The organism is Nocardiopsis sinuspersici, from assembly GCF_001998325.1.
GTDB lineage: Bacteria > Actinomycetota > Actinomycetes > Streptosporangiales > Streptosporangiaceae > Nocardiopsis > Nocardiopsis sinuspersici.
In genome coordinates this window covers 1,754,969-1,770,995 of sequence record NZ_MCOK01000001.1, presented here as the reverse complement: position 1 = coordinate 1,770,995, position 16,027 = coordinate 1,754,969, and the positions used below count along the sequence as shown (strand labels likewise).

Here is a 16,027-nt window from a genome sequence, read left to right as displayed (position 1 = left end):
TTCTCCACACCGGGAGGCCAGGACGAGGATCCTCCCCGCCGTCAGGGGCTCGGGGACACCGCGACGTAGACGGTGTTGGACGCGTCGCCCTCTTGGAGGGGGTTGGGGAAGCTCACGACCTCGGCGCGCGCACTCGCGAACACCTCCCCGAGCAGGCCGGTGAACTCCTCGTCCGGCGCGTCGTTGGACCACAGGGCGAAGACGCCGCCGGGCAGGAGAAGGCGCTCCGAGAGGCGGTGCAGCCCCTCGCGCGTGTACAGACCCGCGTGGGAGGGGTGGAGCAGATGGCGCGGCGAGTGGTCGATGTCGACGACCACGGCGTGGAAGCGGTCCGGACCCATCCCCGGGGCGGGTCCCGAACCGGCGTCGACCGTGGCGAAGAAGTCCCCGTGCACCAGGCCGCAGCGGGGATCGGCCACCAGCTCCGCGCCCGCGGGGATCAGTTTCTCGCGGTGCCAGTCGATGACCTCGGCCAGCGCCTCCACCACGACCAGGGAGCCCACCGCGGGGTCCTCCAGCACCGCCTGCGCCGTGTAGCCCAGTCCCAGGCCGCCCACGGCCACACGCAGGTCCGTTCCGGAGAGTTCGGCCAGGGCCAGTCGCGCCAGCTCGACCTCGGCCGCGGTGAACAGGCTCGACATCAGGAAGTCGTCGTCGAGCTTGATCTCGTAGACCTCCTTGCGGAAGAGGGGGTCGTGGCGGCGGCGCAGGCTGAGCTCGCCCATGGGCGTCGCCCGCCAGCCCAGCTCCTGGAAGTGAAGACCCATTCCTGCTCTCCGGTCGGTTCGCTCAGGACGTGCCGACCACGGTCGTACACGTCATCCGGTGGCCTTGGGGCCCCGCCCACCCTAACGCCGGCCGGGGGCGTCCGTGACTCCTCGTGCACGCCGCACCGGCTCCCGGTCCCCGAGTCGGGAGCCGGGAACCGGGAGCCGTGTGCGGTCGCGGAGAACACGGCGCGGCCCACCGGGACTCCGGCGGGCCGCGCTGCTACTGCTGGGACCGGTGTGGTCAGTGTCCGCCGGTGAGGGTGCCCGACAGCTCCTTGTGGAGTTCGGCGCTGGGCTCGTTGAGGCCGGTGATCTGCACCTGCACGTCGTGCCTGCGGAAGTGCTCGGTGACCTGGTCCAGGGCGGCCACGGCCGAGGAGTCCCACACGTGGGCGTTGGACATGTCCACCACGACCTTGGTCAGCCCCTGCTCGGCGTAGTCGAAGCGGCCCACCAGCTCGCCGGTGGAGGCGAAGAACACCTCGCCGTTGACCGAGTACACCCGGGTGCCGCCCTCGGGGTCGAGCACGCTGGTGACGTCGGCCTGCATGGCGGCCCGGCGGGCGAAGGAGATCATCGACACGATCACGCCGACGATCACGCCCAGGGCCAGGTTGTGCGTCCAGACCACCACCGCGACGGTGACGACCATGACCAGGGTCTCGGTCCAGGGCATCCGCCGGACGGTGGAGGGGGCGATGCTGTGCCAGTCGAAGGTCACGATGGCCACGAAGAACATCACCGCGACCAGGGCGGCGATGGGGATCATGCCCACGATGTCGCCCAGGCCCACGCACAGGATGAGCAGGAACACCCCGGCCAGGAACGTGGAGACGCGGGTGCGGGCACCGGACTTGACGTTGATCATGGTCTGGCCGATCATCGCGCACCCGGCCATGCCGCCGAAGAACCCGACGACCACGTTGGCAATGCCCTGGCCGCGCGCCTCGCGGGCGTGGTCGGAGACCGTCTCGGTCTGGTCGTCGACGACCTTGGCGGTCATCAGCGACTCCATCAGCCCCACCAGCGCCAGCGTCACGGCGTAGGGAGCGATCAGCGTCAGCGTGTCCAGGGTGAGGGGCACGTTCGGGATCAGCGGGACGGGCACGGTGTCGGGCAGCTGACCCATGTCCCCGACCGTCTGCGCCGGAATGCCCAGGGACAGCGCGGCGACGGTGAGCACGACGATGGCCACCAGCGGCGCGGGGACCAGCTTGGTCAGGTACGGCAGGCCGAAGATGATGGCCAGCCCGATCGCGACCATGGCGTAGATCGGCACCCCGACCCCGGCCAGGTGGGGCAGCTGGGCCATGAAGATGAGGATGGCCAGGGCGTTGATGAACCCGGTCATCACACTGGGCGGCACGAACCGCATCAGCTTGGCCACCCCGGCCAGTCCCAGGACGACCTGGAAGAGCCCGGCCAGGATCGTGGCGGCGATGAGGTAGTCCACGCCGTACTCGATCGACAGCGGCGCCACGACCAGGGCCATCGCGCCGGTGGCCGCGGAGATCATCGCCGGGCGCCCGCCCAGGAAGGCGATGGACACGGCCATCACGAAGGAGGCGTACAGCCCCACGCGGGGGTCGACCCCAGCGATGAGGGAGAAGGCGATGGCCTCGGGGATCAGGGCCAGGGCCACGACCAGCCCGGCCAGCACGTCCGCGCGCAGTTGGGCGGCTCCGGGGATCCTGGACCTCAGGAACCGGGGGGTCTTCACAGGCAGATTCATGGAACCCATCAGGTTTCGGGCAGCCCACAGCGAGGACCGCGGTGTTCGTGTCAGGCGTTCGGCGACGGCGCGGGCGAGCGCCGGACCTGGGGGGTCGGGTGCGCTCAGGCGCCTGGGATCCGGTGTGGCACGTGTGGTGCCCCGGACGCGGCTCCGTCGCCGCGGACCCGACCGTGTCCGTGGGACCGGCCGGGAAGAGGGCGGTGGTTCCACGGCCGTCGCGGGGAACCAACCTGGACCGACTCTACCCTTACGTAAGAGTCTGGGTCACGCAGAGTGCCTGAGACAACCATCACAGGAGAGGCTCTTCGCTGGTTTTTCCTGCTGAACCCAGACGACCCGAACGACAGGCGCGTTTCCGTCCTGATGACCCAAAGTGACTTTTTGGGTGGGATCCTGGGACGTTCACACCTGTTACCAAGCAGAGCGCCCCGCCGGTCGGGACGCTCCCGTTCCTCCGGACGGGGAGGCACCGCACGGCCTCGGCCTCCGCCACTCGGAGAACGCCCTCAGGTGGTGGCGTTGTTCCGGGACCGCTGCTCGCGCAGCCTCCCGGCGAACTCCTCGGCCATCGCCAACTGCTTGCGCAGGGTCTGGCAGCGGGCGACGACGGCCGCCTCGAAGGCGTCGAGCCTCTCGGTCAGGGCCTCCCGCTCCTCCCGGCCGGTCTCCGCCGCGTTCAGCCGGTCGATGGTCTCCAGCAGCTCACGGGTCTCCTCCAGGCTGAACTCCAGGGGCTTCATCCGCTTGATGAGGTTCAGGCGTTCCACGTCCGTCTCGGTGTAGAGCCGGAAACCGCCGCGGGAGCGCGCCGAGGGTTCGACCAGGCCGACCTCTCCGTAGTAGCGGATCGTGCGCAGGGACAGGCCGGTCCGTTCGGCGACCTCACCGATCTGCATGTGCTGCCCCCCGGGCATCGCGGCACCCCTTCTCCTCAAGTCCGTCCGGCGTCGGGTTCGCCTGCTCGTCGACGACCGCCAGGTGCGCAACGTTAACGTGCCCGCGCACCAGGAGGGTTCCACATGGCGGTGGAGGAGCCGTCCGGGCCGGGGACGGGTGGAGGGGCCGGGCCGCCGCGGGCGCGCACCCGGCCCCCCGGAGAGCGGTCGGCGCCCGGGTCAGGACCGCTCCTCCTCGGAGGTCGGCTCGGAGGCCGGCGCGGGTACGTCGCCGGACCGCGCCCCGGGCGCCTCGCCGCGGTGCCGGAGTGAGAGCAGGTAGCCCAGCACGAGCACGATGGACGTGCCGATGGCCGTGTACCAGGTGAACCCGACGAGCTCCGGCTCGAAGAGGAACAGCCAGACCATGGCCGCCACGGCGACGCCGAAGGAGATCACGGCGTCGGTCTGGCGTGCCCTGCGGATCCACAGTCCCAGGAAGAACGCGCCGAGCAGACCGCCGTAGGTCAGGCTCGCCACGGACAGGCCCAGCTCGACGACGGGGTTGTCGGTACCGGTGAACATCGCCGCCGCCCCGACGAACACCAGCCCCCAGCCGAGGGTGAACAGCCGGCCGAGCCGCAGTCCCTGGGAACCGGTGAGCGTGCGGTGGGAGAACCGCTCGTACAGGTCCGCCATGGTCGAGGACGACAGCGCCGACAGCGACGAGGACAGGGTGCTCATCGCCGAGGCCATGATCCCGGCGAGCAGCAGGCCCGACAGGCCGGCGGGCAGCCCCTCGACGATGAACGTCGGGAAGAGCTCGTCGGAGTTGGCGAGCCCGAGTTCGTCGACCGAGGCGCCCTCGAAGTAGGAGTACAGGGCGAGGCCCACGGTGAGGAACAGGGCGAACTGGAGGAAGACCACGACGGCGCTGCCGATCACCGCCTTCTGGGCGTCGCGCAGGCTGCGGCAGCCCAGCAGCCTCTGCACGATGATCTGGTCGGCGCCGTGGGAGGCGGTGGACAGCAGGGCACCGCCCAGCACCGCGGTGACCGTCGCGTACGGCGACGAGACCGGATTCGACGTGAAGTCGAGGAACCGGGTCTTGCCCTCCTCGGCGGCGACCGCGAGGAAGTTCACGTCCAGGCTGCCCGCGATGACGACCAGCGCGGCGACGCCGCCGACCACGTACAGCCCCATCTGCACCACGTCGACCCAGACCACGGCCCTGATCCCGCCGATGAGGGTGTAGAGGACCGTGACGGCCCCGAGCAGCGCGATGATCGCGAAGTAGGACAGCTCCAGACCGTAGGAGTCCAGGACGATCTTCATCGGGATGGCCGCCGCGAACAGCCGCACCCCGTCGGCGAGAAGCCGGGTGAACAGGAACGCGACCGAGGCCGTGCCCTGCATGCCGCGGCCGAAGCGGATGCCGAGGTAGGCGTAGGCCGTGGTCATCTCGCCCCGGTAGTAGCGGGGCAGCAGCACGAAGGCCACGACCACCCGTCCGATCAGGTAGCCGACCGCCACCTGGAGGAACGTGACGTCGCCCAGGTAGGCCACGCCGGGGACGCTGATCACGGTCAGGGCGCTGGTCTCGGTGGCCACCACCGAGAGGCACACCGCCCACCAGGGCAGCTGCCGGTTTCCGATGAAGTAGTCCTTCGTGTCACGCTGCCGGCCGGACAGCCTCAGACCGAGCCATGCCGAACACAGCAGGTACACCACGATGACCAGGAGGTCGATGGTTTGCACTGCGGGCCTTTCGGGAGTGGGGGTACGGGGGCGAGGGGTACGTGAGCGGTGGGCGCGGGCCGTTCACAGGCCCCGCGCCTCGACGCGCAGGCGTCTGGGAGGGTCGGCCGCCGGTTCGGGGAGCCGGAGCGGCCCGGCGCCCGGGGTGATGCGCCCCGCCACCGGCGCCCGCCGGGCTCCGGTGCAGGCCGGCACGGACCCGGGGATCCCGTGCCAGGTGAGGAAGCCGATCAGCGCGAACAGGTAGGCCTCCTTCGCGTCGCCGTCCAGCCCGAGGTCGTCGGACGAGCCGAGCCGCGCGGGGTGGAGCCGGTCGGCGAGCCGCTTCATCAGGACCGGGTTCCGGACACCGCCGCCGGAGGCGACCACCTCGGTCACGCCGTGGGGCCGCAGCGCGTCCGCGACGGTGGCGGCGGTGAGCTCCACCAGGGTGGCCAGCAGGTCCCCGTCACTCGGTGCGCCCACGTGCCGCAGTGCCGCGCCGAGGTAACCGGGGCCGAACAGCTCCAGTCCGGTGGACTTCGGCGGGGGCAGGCGGTAGTACGGCTCGGCGAGCAGGTGCTCCAGCAGGACGGGGTCGACGCGGCCGGAGCGGGCGAGCGCCCCGTCCGCGTCGAAGTCCGCGCGGCCGCCGGTCACCCGGTGCGTCGCGGCGTCGAGCAGGGCGTTGCCCGGTCCGGTGTCGAAGGCCTCCGGTGCCCCGTCCCGGACGACCGTGGCGTTGGCGATGCCGCCTAGGTTCAGGGCCGCGACCGGCTCGGCGCGCCCGCCGAGCAGGAGGGTGTCCAGCAGGGCGGCCAGGGGTGCTCCCTGGCCGCCCGCGGCCACGTCGGCCGCTCTCAGGTCCGACACCACGGGCAGGCCGGTGGCCTCGGCGATCCACGCGGGCTGACCGAGTTGCAGGGTTCCGTTCACCGCGGTGCCGCTGACCCAGTGGAACAGGGTCTGTCCGTGCGAGGCGACCAGGTCGGCCCGTCCCCCGGCGAACTCCTCGATCCCGTTCCGTGCCGCCTCGGCGAACTCCCGGCCGACACGGGTGTCGATCCGGCACACGTCCTCCATCGTCGTCGGCGCGGGGGGAAGGGCGCCGCGGATCTCCTCACGAAGGTCCGCCGTGTAGGGCGTGGTGCGGTGCCCCAGCGGGGTCAGGCGCACCAGCGTCCCGTCCAGCTCGATGCGCGCGGCGGCGACGTCGATCCCGTCGGCCGAGGTGCCCGAGGACAGTCCGACGACGATCATGCGGTGTCACCGACCGGGTCCCCGACGAGCCCACGGACACGTTCGACGCCCATCCACACCTCCGGCCGGACAACGGTTACCAGCCGTATACCCGAAGTGGTGACCGCCTCAATCTCCCTCCGGTCCGAAAAGGACGGGGAAGTACCGGGGCCCGTGGCAAGGGAACGGCCCCGCCGAGCAGGTGCTCGACGGGGCCGTGAAGAAGCCAGACCGGTGCGGCGGTCACCTCTCGGCGGGTCGCACAACGCGGCTCCCGGCCGCCCCGTGGGGCGCGGTATTCCGCGAAGGCTCTGAGTGGCGCCCGGGGACACTTACGACCGCACTGGCCTGTACCGTCTCCAACGGGCGGGTGGGGCCGGATATTCCGGTCGGTCCACGGCCCGCGCGGCCGGCGCTCCCCCACGCCCCGCCGCCCTCCCGTCTGCGGGCGGACGCCTCGGGGCGAGCGCCTCAGCCCGGTGTTCCGGAGCGCGCCAGGTCCGGCTCGATGTAGATGATCTCGGCGATGGGGACGGCCTCGCGGATCCGCTCCTCGGCCTCGTCGATGGCACGGGCGATACGGCGGGCGTCGTCCTCGGCGTCAACGCCCACCTTGGCCGCCACCAGCAACTGCTCGGGGCCCAGGTGCAGGGTGCGCATGTGGAGGACGGCGTTGATGTCCTCGCAGCCCAGGATGGCCTCCCTGATCAGGCGTATGTTCTCCTCGCTGGCCGACTCCCCGATGAGCAGGCTCTTGACCTCCACGGCCAGGACCACGGCGATCACCACGAGCAGCAGGCCGATGGCCGCCGAGCCGAGTCCGTCCCAGACGCCGTTGCCGGTGATCAGGGTGAGGCCGACACCGATCAGGGCGAACGTCAGCCCGATCAGGGCGCCGGTGTCCTCCAGCAGGATCACCGGTAGCTCCGGCGCCTTGGCCTGGCGGATGAACCCGAACGTTCCCATCTTGGCGCGTGCCGGCCTGGACTTGCGCAACGCGGTGCGCAGCGCCGTCGACTCCAACACGATGGCCACCAGCAGCACCACGATGGGGACCCACTGCCAGTCGGTGATGGGGTGCGGGTCCCTGATCTTGTGCCAGGCCTCGTACAGGGCGAACAGGCCGCCGAGCGTGAACAACACGATCGCGACCAGGAAGGCGTAGACGTAGCGCTCGCGTCCGTAGCCGAAGGGGTGTTCCGGTGTGGCCGTGCGCCTGGCTCTGCGTCCCCCGAGCAGCAGCAGGACCTGGTTGCCCGAGTCGGCCACCGAGTGCACCGCCTCGGCGAGCATGGCCGACGAGGCGGTCAGCAGGTAGGCGACGAACTTGGTCACGGCGATGCCGATGTTCGCCATCAGGGCCATGAGGACGGCCGTCCTGCTCTCTTCCCCGCTCATCGGCCACCTCCCCCACGGTTTCGGCCCGCGGTGCGACACACTCCGCCCGGCCGCCGGGGTCGGCTGCCTGGCGGCCCGGTGATCCGCTTCGTCGGCATGGTCCTCCCTCAGTCCGTACGTCTTCGGCGCCACCTGCGCCGTCCACCACCTTCGCAACACCCCGGGCCGTGAGTCGCGTATGTGATCGGGAGTGTCCGGACGACAACGGAGAAAGAGGGAGAAGCACCGGGGCCGGCGGACCTGAGCGGACCGGGTGTCCGCGCGGCCCCGCCGGTGCGGAGGCCGTCAGGCACTCCCGTCCGCCGGAGGTGTCCGGCCGAGCACGAGGGCGTCGCCCAGCGGAGTACGGGTGTAGAACACCCTGCGGCCGACCCTCCACGAGTGGACCAGGCCCGCGTCGCGCAGTACGGACAGGTGCTCGGACACCGTGGCGGCGCTCCACGGGTGGGTCCTGGCCATCACCGTGGTCGTGGTCGGCTCGGCGAGGATCTCCAGTACCCGGGCGCGTGTGTCCCCCAGGAGCCTGGCGAGGGCGTCGTCGGCCCGGGCCGAGGGGTTCCACAGTCGCGCGACGCCGTTCACCGGGTAGATCAGTGTCGGCGGCCAGGGCTCGTTCGTCTTCATCACGGTCTCCGGCCACACGAACGCGCTGGGCATCAGTACCAGGCCGTGGCCGTCGAGCCGCCGCTCGCCCTCCGCCGGCTCCGGGATGCTCAGGACGTCGCCCCGCCACCGGACGGAGGGGTCCAGGTCGGCGATCACCCGGGCCAGGCCGTGTTCCACCACGGACCGGGCGCGGTAGGAGATGTCGGCCTCCAGCAGGGCGCTGAGCCGGGACCAGTGGGGCCTCACCAGGAGTTCCCAGGCGCGGCGAAGCGCCTCGGCGATCCTGTCGCGGGTCGCCTCGGGGTCCCGCAGGAGCGGCTCCGTGAGAGAGGGCGCAAGCCCTCGGCGCGGGTCCGACAGGCACCGGCGCAGTTCCTCCTCGACATGGGACGGCGGGCAGTCGCGCAGGCCCTCCAGCTCGTGCTCCATCTCGGCCGAGGAGCCGAGTGGAGGCGGCGAGAGGAAGTCGGGGGTGTAACCGGGCCGGGGGAAGAGGAGGGGAAGGGGGTCCAGGTCCGCGCCCTCCGCGGCCCGGGAGGCGAAGGGCCTCATGGGGTGGTAGCCGTGCCCGCCGAGTTCGCCGAGGAGCCGTACGGCGGCGGTGGTCTCCCACAGGGGTGAGACGGCGAAGCGGCACCGCAGCAGGTCGTCGTGGGTGAAGAACAGCCTTCCCGCCATCGGGCACCACATGTTTCGGTCGTGGCCGAATCCTTTGAAACAGCTCTCATGCTAGGTGAGCGTGGGGCCATGGCATCCCCGAACACACGAGACGACGTCGTCGGCACCCCCGGAACCGGGGGATACCGGCGGGTCCTGGCCGTCGGAGAGTTCCGTGTCGTCTTCGTGGCGGAGGTCCTGGCCGTCCTCGGCCAGGTCGCCGCTCAGATCACCCTCTCCCTCACGGTGTACGAACGCACCGGGTCCCCTCTGCTGTCCGCGCTCGCCTTCGCCGCGAGCTTCGTCCCCTACCTCATCGGTGCCACGCTGCTGTCGGCGTGGAGCGACCGGGTCCCGGCCAGACGCCTCATGGTCGTCACCCAGCTGACGACCGCCCTGCTGATCGCGTGCATGGCGCCGTCGGGGACGCCCGTTCCCGTGGTGCTGGTACTGCTGCTCGCCATGGGCGCCATCGCCCCGCTGTACCAGGGCACCCGGGCCGCGCTGGTCGCCGACATCCTGCCCGCGGACGGCTTCGCGCTGGGGCGTTCGCTGTTGCGCATGGCCGCGCAGACGGCACAGATCTGCGGCTTCGCCTTCGGCGGCGTACTCCTCGCGGCCACCTCCCCCACCGCGGCGCTGCTCACCGGGTCGGGCCTGCTGGTGCTCTCCTCCCTCCTCCTGTGGCTGGGCCTCGCGGTCCGGCCCGCCCGCAGGAGCACCCCCTCCTCGGGCGGCTCTCCCCTGGGGGAGTCGGTCGCCGGTGCAGGCCGGGTCCTGCGTTCCCCGAGCCTGCGGCCCCTTCTCGCCTTCATGTGGCTGCTGCCCGCCCTGAGCGTGGCTCCCGAGGCACTGGCCGCGCCGATCGCCTCCGGCCTCGGCGGCGGCCCGGTCGCCGTCGCGGCCCTGCTGTCCGCGGCCCCGGTCGGCATGATCGTGGGCGGGCTGCTCCTGGGCGCCCTGCTGACCGACGGGCAACGCGTCCGCGCGGTCGTGCCGCTGGGCCTGGTGACCTTCGTGCCGCTGCTCGGGCTGGCTCTGCGGCCGGAGCTACCGGTGGTGGTGGCGCTGCTGGCGGTGAGCGGGTGCGGGTACGGATACGCGCTCGGCGTGGACCGCCTGCTGATCGAGCGCGTCGCCGTACAGGACCGCGGGCAGGTCCTGACCCTGGTGACCGCGGGACTGATGATCCTCCAGGGACTGGGTTTCGCCTTCGCCGGCGCCCTGGCGGAGTGGCTGCCCCCGCACACGGTGGTCGTGCTCGCGGCCGTGCTGGGACTGGCCACGACCGTGGGAGCCGGGCTCCGCCTCACCCCGGCGCGTCGCCGCGGCTGAGCCCGTGGAGTGCGTGCCTTGGCACCCCGGCCCGGGAACCCTAGGCTGAACCGCCCGGGGGCGAGCGACCAGCCGGGGACGAGCGAAGGGAAGACGACCGTGCCCGAGATCGACCTCAGTTCCTACACCCGGGGCGGCGACGGATCCCCGCACCTGCGCGGCTACGTGGCCCGCCCCGAGGGCGAGGGGCCCCGGCCCGGCGTGCTGGTCGTCCACGAGGCCTTCGGCGTCGATGTGGAGATGCGCCGCCACGCCGACCGGCTCGCCCGCCTGGGTTACCTCACCGTCGTGCCCGACCTGTACAGCGAGGGCGGCATGTGGCGGTGCGTCGTGGGCGTGATGCGCAGCCTGTCCGCCGGACACGGACGCGCGTTCACCGACATCGCGGCCGGGCGGGCCTGGCTGCTGGACCAGCCCGGCTGCACGGGCCGCGTCGGGGTCGTGGGCTTCTGTATGGGCGGCGGGTTCGCGATCGCCACGGCCTCGGACTTCGACGCCTCGGCGCCCAACTACGGGATGCTGCCGAAGGACCTGAGGGCCGCCGTCGAGGGGGCCTGCCCGACCGTCGCCAGCTACGGCGCGCGGGACCGGTCGCTGCGCGGTGCCGCCCCGCGCCTGAAGGCGGCCCTGGACGAGGAGGGCGTCGTCAACGACGTCAAGGAGTACGCGGACGCGGGCCACTCCTTCATGAACGAGGCGCCCAACGGCCCCCGGCCCCTGCGGGTGCTGTTGCGCGCGACGGGCTCCGGCCCGGTCCCCGAGGCCGCCGACGACGCCTGGCGGCGCATCGACGCCTTCTTCACCGAGCACCTCGGAAGGGCCCGGTAGGCCCGTCGGGACGGCCGCCCCGACGGGCCCGGCGCACGCGGGAGGGAGCGAGGAGGGCTCACGGAAGGGGCGCCAGGGAAGGGCCCCGGCCCTCACAGCTCCCGGGCCAGCAGCGGGATCTGCCCGCCCGCCAGGACGGCCTCGACCTGGCGTTCGGAGAGGTCGTGCCGCAGGCGGTAGTCCTCCCCCTTGGTCTCGTTGTGCAGGATCAGCTCCCGCGACGCGCGCAGGGTGGTGGAGAGGTCCTCCATCACCAGCACGTCCCCGGCGTCGATCCGGTCGTAGTCGCCGGGATCGGTGAACACCAGGGCCAGGACGCCGAAGTTGGCCAGGTTCTGCCAGTGGATGCGCGCGAAGGACTTGGCCACCACCGCGCGCAGGCCCAGGTACCGGGGGGTGATGGCGGCGTGCTCGCGTGAGGAGCCCTGCCCGTAGTTCTCCCCTCCGACGATGAGGTGGCCTGTGCCGTCGGCGGTCTCCCGGGCACGCCGCGGATAGTCCCGGTCGATGCGTGTGAAGGTGAAGTCGGCGAGCTTGGGCACGTTGGACCGGTAGGGAAGCGCCGCCGCACCCGCGGGCGAGATCTCGTCGGTGGAGACGTCGTCGGGGACCTTCAGCAGGACGGGGGCGCTGATCCGGTCCGGCAGCGGCGGAAAGTCCGGCAGGGACGAGATGTTGGGCCCCTTCACCAGATCGGCGCGCTCCTCCCCCGGTTCGGGCGGCGGCGCGAGCATGCGGGTGTTGACGCTGTGCCGGTCGGGCAGGTCCAGGTCCGGAAGGGGCATGTCGAACTTCTCGGCCAGGTCGCGCGGGTCGGTGATGGTACCGGTGAGCGCGGAGGCCGCCGCGGTCTCCGGCGAGCACAGCCACACCGCGTCCTCGTCCGTCCCCGAGCGCCCCGGGAAGTTCCGGGGGAAGGTGCGCAGGGAGTTCTGTCCGGAGGCGGGCGCCTGCCCCATGCCGATGCAGCCGAGGCACCCGGACTGGTGGATGCGGGCTCCCGCCGTGATCAGGTCGGTGACCGCGCCCATACGGGTGAGGTCGGTGAGGATCTGGCGCGAGGTCGGGTTCACGTCCAGGCTCACCGAGGCGTCGATCTGGCGCCCGCGCACCATGGCCGCGGCCATGGCGAAGTCGCGCAGTCCGGGGTTGGCCGACGAACCGATGACGACCTGGCCGACGTCGGTCCCGGCGACCTCGCGCACCGGGACGACGTTGCCGGGCGAGGAGGGCTTGGCGATCAGCGGCTCGATCCGCGACAGATCGATCTCGTCGGTCACGTCGTAGTGCGCGTCCTCGTCTGCGGTCAGTTCGGTGAAGTCCTCCTCGCGCCCCTCCTTGCGCAGGAACTCCCGGACGGCGCCGTCGGAGGGGAACACCGTGGTGGTGGCGCCCAGTTCCGCGCCCATGTTCGCGATGACGTGCCGGTCCATCGCGCCGAGGGAGTCCAGGCCGGGGCCGTGGTACTCGATGATGCGGTTCACCCCGCCCTTGACCCCGTGGCGGCGCAGCATCTCCAGGATGACGTCCTTGGCGGAGGTCCACGGCGGGAGCTCCCCGGTCAGCCGCACGCCCCAGATCTCGGGCATGCGGACGTAGAGCGGCCGGCCGGCGATGGCCGTGGCGGCCTCGAACCCGCCGACCCCGATCGCGAGCATCCCCAGCGACCCGGCCGCACAGGTGTGGGAGTCCGAGCCCACCATCGTCTTTCCCGGTATGCCGAAGCGCTGCATGTGCGTGGGGTGGGAGACCCCGTTGCCGGGTTTGGAGTACCAGATGCCGAAACGACGGCACGCCGACTCCAGGAAGACGTGGTCGTCGGCGTTCTTCTCGTCGGCCTGCAGGAGGTTGTGGTCCACGTACTGGACGCTGACCTCGGTGCGCGCCCGGTCCAGGCCGAGCGCCTCCAGCTCCTGCATGACCAGGGTGCCGGTGGCATCCTGGGTGAGGGTCTGGTCGACCCTGATCCCGACCTCGTTCCCGGGTGCCATCTCCCCCGAGACCAGGTGGGAGGCGATGAGTTTGTGCGCGACGCTGTCGCCCATGGCGGCCCCCTTCCGCTCATCGGAAATCGGTGCGCGCGGACACCTGGTCATCTTGATGCCCGCTGCGCCCGGTTCCATGTCGCGAGAGACGGTGTGCTGTGCCATGTCGGGGGTCGCGTGTGCGCTCTGGTCCCGAACGGCGCGTTCGGAGAGGGGCCGTCGGGGCTCCGTGGTGCCGCCGCCCCGGGCGGCCCCGGCCAGGCGGTTCCGTCGGGCGGACTCAGCCGGCCGGTTCGGTCGGGTGGTTCAGGGGTGTTCGGTCAGGCGGTGTCGCCGAGCAGGCCCTTGACGAAGGAGCGGTAGTCACGCAGGGTGAGGCGGAGTGATTCGGTGTCGGTGCCCTCGCCGTCGCTCCAGGCGGCGCGGAGCGCGGAGCGGCGTTCCTCGATCGCGGCGACCACGGCTTCGGCGACCTCCGCCGCCAGAGCGTCCGCCTCGCGTACGGACTCCTGGGGGTCGTCGACGAACGCGCCCTGCGTCCCGATCCAGCGCTGCCGTACCCCGTCCGGGTCCAGGCCGCGCGGCCGGGGCAGCCACGGCCGTCCCGAGCGGTCCGCGGTGCTCCGCGGCCTGGACGCCCGCCTGGGCGCGGCCTTCCTCGCCGGGGCCCCGCCTCCGCTGGTCCTGGCGGCGCCGGCGTCCGTTCCGTTCTCGGACGCCTTGGCCGCCTCGACCGCCTTGGCCGCCTCGACCGCCTTGGCCGCCTCGGTTTTCTCGACCGCCCCGGTCCCGGACCGCTCCGGTGCCGTCCTGCGGCCGGGCCCCGCCGTGCGTTCGGTCATCTGCGCCTCCTCGTTCCCTCGCCCGTACTCCTGGTGTCCGAGCGGTTGTCTCGGTGGCGGCCCTCCCGGGCGCCGTTCCCGCCGGGTCCCCCGGTCGTGCGCGCGCAGGCTCCACCGGACTCTGCGCGGTTCCGCTCCCCTGTGTCCCGTGGTGTCGCCGGAGTCGCTCACCGTTCTCCCTCCGGTTCCCTCTCCCGTTCCTCCCCCTTCTGCTGCTGCTCGTCCTTGCCCTTGTCCTCCTGCTTCGGCGCGGGTCGCGGTCCGCCCTTCGACGACGGTCGCGGTCCGCCCCTGGCCGCGGGCCGCAGTCCTCCGCCCAGCAGGGCGTCCACCAGCCCGCGGTGGGCCACCAGCACCTCGCGCAGGTGCTCGGTGTGCGGCCGGTCCGGCCCGGTGGAGTGCTCTGCCCCCTGCGCGCCGCGCACGTCGGCGACCGCGGCGGGGTGGTCCACCGACAGGTCCCGGAGCCGCCGCTCGAAGCCTTCGTCGGGTGGGGGGTCGGGGTAGCCCAGATCCGCCATGACGGCGCCCACCAGGGCACGGGCGTCCCGGACGGCGCGGTCGGGGTCGTCCACGAAGACCTGCTGGACCGTGGCCCAGGTGTCGGCGTACGCCTCGCGCTCCTGAACGGCGAGTGCGCGGAGTTCGGTGTCCTGACGGCGGCGGAGTCGTGCGGACAGGTCGCGCTCGGCGGCCGACGTGTCGTCGTGGTCCTGTACGGCGTGGTCGTATTCGGTACCGAAGTGCTTCCTGAGCCGGGCGGTGCGCCAGGCCGGAAGAAGAAGGAAGCGCGCGGCGATCGCGATCCCTCCGGCGAGGGCGACTACCGCTAAGGCGACCAGGACGGTGACGGTCATGGTTCCGGTCTCCATGGGGGGTACCTCCTGTCCGCCTGTCCTTGCCCTCGAAGACCCGCCCAAAAACGCTTTCATGTTTCAGTTGGGGCGCCTGTGGCTGGAATGACGGAAGGGACCGGACACGGCGGTCAATACTGAATTCTTGTAGGTGCCTGGCCTGTATTGATCACTGGCCCTAATCCGTTGGCGGCTCAGTCGGCACGGGGCCGTGGAGTTCCGGGGACCAGCGCCCACCGTGCGGGACGGCTCACGTCCTCCGCGAGAAGTAGGTGTTGGACGCCGGCAGGAACAGAAGCACGAGGACGGCCAGCCCCAGCAGGCCCGGAACGACATCGCGGAAGAGGCCGTAGGCCGACGCCGGCGCCGCCCACATGGTGCCGTCCATGTTGACGGTGGTCAGGAACATGAGCACGGCGAGGGCGCCGACGGCGGCGATCAGGAGACGCGCCCAGTTGCGGCCCCGGCGTATCAGGACGGCGAGGAGGACGCCCACCGCCGCGATCAGCAGCATGACGGTGCCGGAGACGGCGGCCTGGCGGAGCCCTCCCCCATCGCCCGCGGCCGCGCGCATGCTGTCCAGTCCCGTGGGGGCGACGAAGAACACGTCCGACACCCACAGCACCAGGTTGGCGGCGATCAGTGCGAGCAGGAGGAGGAAGGCCGCCTCCACCGTCCCGGGGCGTCCGGTGCTCTCGACGGGAGTACTGGTCATCGGTCCTCGTCTCGTCGCCGATTCCTCGGCTGGGAAGGGGAGACCGGGGCACGGGCCGCCTGGATGGCGAAGGACTCTACAGCAAGCGCCCGAGACCGGCCAGCGGCGCAGGCGGGCGGTGCCGCAGCCGGTCGCGGCGACGCGGGCCGGCCCTTGTCCGGTGGCGGGCCCCTCCGGTCTCCCGTGGTCCCTGCGCGCACCGCCGGGAACGGCGGAGGCCGTGGTGCGCGCCGTGGCCGCCTCTCCTCCTCCGTGCGGGGCGCCGCTCCCCGTGCTCGGCCGCGCCCGGTCGCTCAGCGGTCGTCGCTTCCGCGCGGCGGCTCGGTCCCACGGTCCCGCGCGGGGTGGACGTGGAGCCGGCCTATGTACCCGGCCTGGACGATGGTGCCCCGCACGTCACCGTGAGCCTCGTTTCGCCCGGCCCCCGGTTCCGGAGCAGGCTGCCCGGTTC

The 16,027-nt window shown here is 72.0% G+C and carries 13 protein-coding genes; 2 read left to right on the top strand and 11 right to left on the bottom strand.

The window, feature by feature from the left end:
- Nucleotides 1–41: 41 nt before the first annotated feature.
- The 7 genes from NOSIN_RS07425 to NOSIN_RS07395 form a co-directional block, all read right to left on the bottom strand.
- Nucleotides 42–767, bottom strand: a complete 726-nt coding sequence (locus NOSIN_RS07425) for a polyamine aminopropyltransferase (RefSeq protein ID WP_077690025.1) — start codon at nt 765–767, stop codon at nt 42–44.
- Nucleotides 768–1,011: 244 nt separating this feature from the next.
- The gene (locus tag NOSIN_RS07420) at nt 1,012–2,511 is read right to left on the bottom strand and encodes a SulP family inorganic anion transporter (RefSeq protein WP_077690024.1); all 1,500 of its coding nucleotides are present in this window, start codon (nt 2,509–2,511) and stop codon (nt 1,012–1,014) included.
- Between the two features lie 500 nt (nt 2,512–3,011).
- On the bottom strand, nt 3,012–3,419 hold the full coding sequence (locus tag NOSIN_RS07415; protein ID WP_077690023.1) for a MerR family transcriptional regulator: 408 nt from the start codon (nt 3,417–3,419) through the stop codon (nt 3,012–3,014).
- A gap of 201 nt (nt 3,420–3,620) precedes the next feature.
- Nucleotides 3,621–5,138 carry a sodium:solute symporter gene (locus NOSIN_RS07410; RefSeq protein ID WP_077690022.1) on the bottom strand — a complete coding sequence of 506 codons (1,518 nt, stop codon included), beginning with the start codon at nt 5,136–5,138 and terminating at the stop codon, nt 3,621–3,623.
- A gap of 63 nt (nt 5,139–5,201) precedes the next feature.
- Nucleotides 5,202–6,377, bottom strand: coding sequence for an anhydro-N-acetylmuramic acid kinase (locus tag NOSIN_RS07405; RefSeq protein WP_077690021.1), 1,176 nt, complete (start codon nt 6,375–6,377; stop codon nt 5,202–5,204).
- A 450-nt stretch (nt 6,378–6,827) separates the two neighbouring features.
- The gene (locus NOSIN_RS07400) at nt 6,828–7,754 is read right to left on the bottom strand and encodes a cation diffusion facilitator family transporter (protein WP_077690020.1); all 927 of its coding nucleotides are present in this window, start codon (nt 7,752–7,754) and stop codon (nt 6,828–6,830) included.
- Between the two features lie 285 nt (nt 7,755–8,039).
- Nucleotides 8,040–9,038 carry an ArsR/SmtB family transcription factor gene (locus tag NOSIN_RS07395; protein ID WP_171986566.1) on the bottom strand — a complete coding sequence of 333 codons (999 nt, stop codon included), beginning with the start codon at nt 9,036–9,038 and terminating at the stop codon, nt 8,040–8,042.
- A gap of 69 nt (nt 9,039–9,107) precedes the next feature.
- Here NOSIN_RS07395 and NOSIN_RS07390 point away from each other — a divergent pair, with 69 nt between their 5' ends.
- Nucleotides 9,108–10,352 (top strand): MFS transporter, encoded by a 1,245-nt coding sequence (locus NOSIN_RS07390; protein ID WP_143832880.1) that lies wholly within the window; start codon nt 9,108–9,110, stop codon nt 10,350–10,352.
- A gap of 99 nt (nt 10,353–10,451) precedes the next feature.
- Nucleotides 10,452–11,180, top strand: coding sequence for a dienelactone hydrolase family protein (locus NOSIN_RS07385; RefSeq protein WP_077690018.1), 729 nt, complete (start codon nt 10,452–10,454; stop codon nt 11,178–11,180).
- A 92-nt stretch (nt 11,181–11,272) separates the two neighbouring features.
- On the opposite strand, the gene NOSIN_RS07380 is transcribed toward NOSIN_RS07385, so the two are convergent.
- The 4 genes from NOSIN_RS07380 to NOSIN_RS07365 all read right to left on the bottom strand — a co-directional run bounded on the left by NOSIN_RS07380 (nt 11,273) and on the right by NOSIN_RS07365 (nt 15,576).
- Nucleotides 11,273–13,225, bottom strand: a complete 1,953-nt coding sequence (locus tag NOSIN_RS07380; RefSeq protein WP_077690017.1) for an aconitate hydratase — start codon at nt 13,223–13,225, stop codon at nt 11,273–11,275.
- 260 nt (nt 13,226–13,485) lie between these two features.
- Nucleotides 13,486–14,007, bottom strand: coding sequence for a hypothetical protein (locus NOSIN_RS07375; RefSeq protein ID WP_077690016.1), 522 nt, complete (start codon nt 14,005–14,007; stop codon nt 13,486–13,488).
- 167 nt (nt 14,008–14,174) lie between these two features.
- Entirely contained in the window at nt 14,175–14,879 is a 705-nt protein-coding gene (locus NOSIN_RS07370) for a hypothetical protein (RefSeq protein ID WP_227014442.1), read from the bottom strand.
- Between the two features lie 232 nt (nt 14,880–15,111).
- Complete coding sequence (locus NOSIN_RS07365; protein WP_077690015.1) at nt 15,112–15,576, bottom strand: hypothetical protein; 465 nt, start codon at nt 15,574–15,576, stop codon at nt 15,112–15,114.
- Between the last annotated feature and the right edge of the window lie 451 nt (nt 15,577–16,027).

What these genes read in the sequence shown, in the direction of transcription:
- NOSIN_RS07420 (WP_077690024.1), bottom strand. Translation starts at nt 2,511, where the DNA reads ATGGGTTCCATGAATCTGCCTGTGAAGACCCCCCGGTTCCTGAGGTCC.
- NOSIN_RS07395 (WP_171986566.1), bottom strand. Translation starts at nt 9,038, where the DNA reads ATGGCGGGAAGGCTGTTCTTCACCCACGACGACCTGCTGCGGTGCCGC.
- NOSIN_RS07390 (WP_143832880.1), top strand. Translation starts at nt 9,108, where the DNA reads ATGGCATCCCCGAACACACGAGACGACGTCGTCGGCACCCCCGGAACC.
- NOSIN_RS07405 (WP_077690021.1), bottom strand. Translation starts at nt 6,377, where the DNA reads ATGATCGTCGTCGGACTGTCCTCGGGCACCTCGGCCGACGGGATCGAC.
- NOSIN_RS07400 (WP_077690020.1), bottom strand. Translation starts at nt 7,754, where the DNA reads ATGAGCGGGGAAGAGAGCAGGACGGCCGTCCTCATGGCCCTGATGGCG.
- NOSIN_RS07415 (WP_077690023.1), bottom strand. Translation starts at nt 3,419, where the DNA reads ATGCCCGGGGGGCAGCACATGCAGATCGGTGAGGTCGCCGAACGGACC.
- NOSIN_RS07380 (WP_077690017.1), bottom strand. Translation starts at nt 13,225, where the DNA reads ATGGGCGACAGCGTCGCGCACAAACTCATCGCCTCCCACCTGGTCTCG.
- NOSIN_RS07370 (WP_227014442.1), bottom strand. Translation starts at nt 14,879, where the DNA reads ATGGAGACCGGAACCATGACCGTCACCGTCCTGGTCGCCTTAGCGGTA.
- NOSIN_RS07375 (WP_077690016.1), bottom strand. Translation starts at nt 14,007, where the DNA reads ATGACCGAACGCACGGCGGGGCCCGGCCGCAGGACGGCACCGGAGCGG.
- NOSIN_RS07365 (WP_077690015.1), bottom strand. Translation starts at nt 15,576, where the DNA reads ATGACCAGTACTCCCGTCGAGAGCACCGGACGCCCCGGGACGGTGGAG.
- NOSIN_RS07425 (WP_077690025.1), bottom strand. Translation starts at nt 767, where the DNA reads ATGGGTCTTCACTTCCAGGAGCTGGGCTGGCGGGCGACGCCCATGGGC.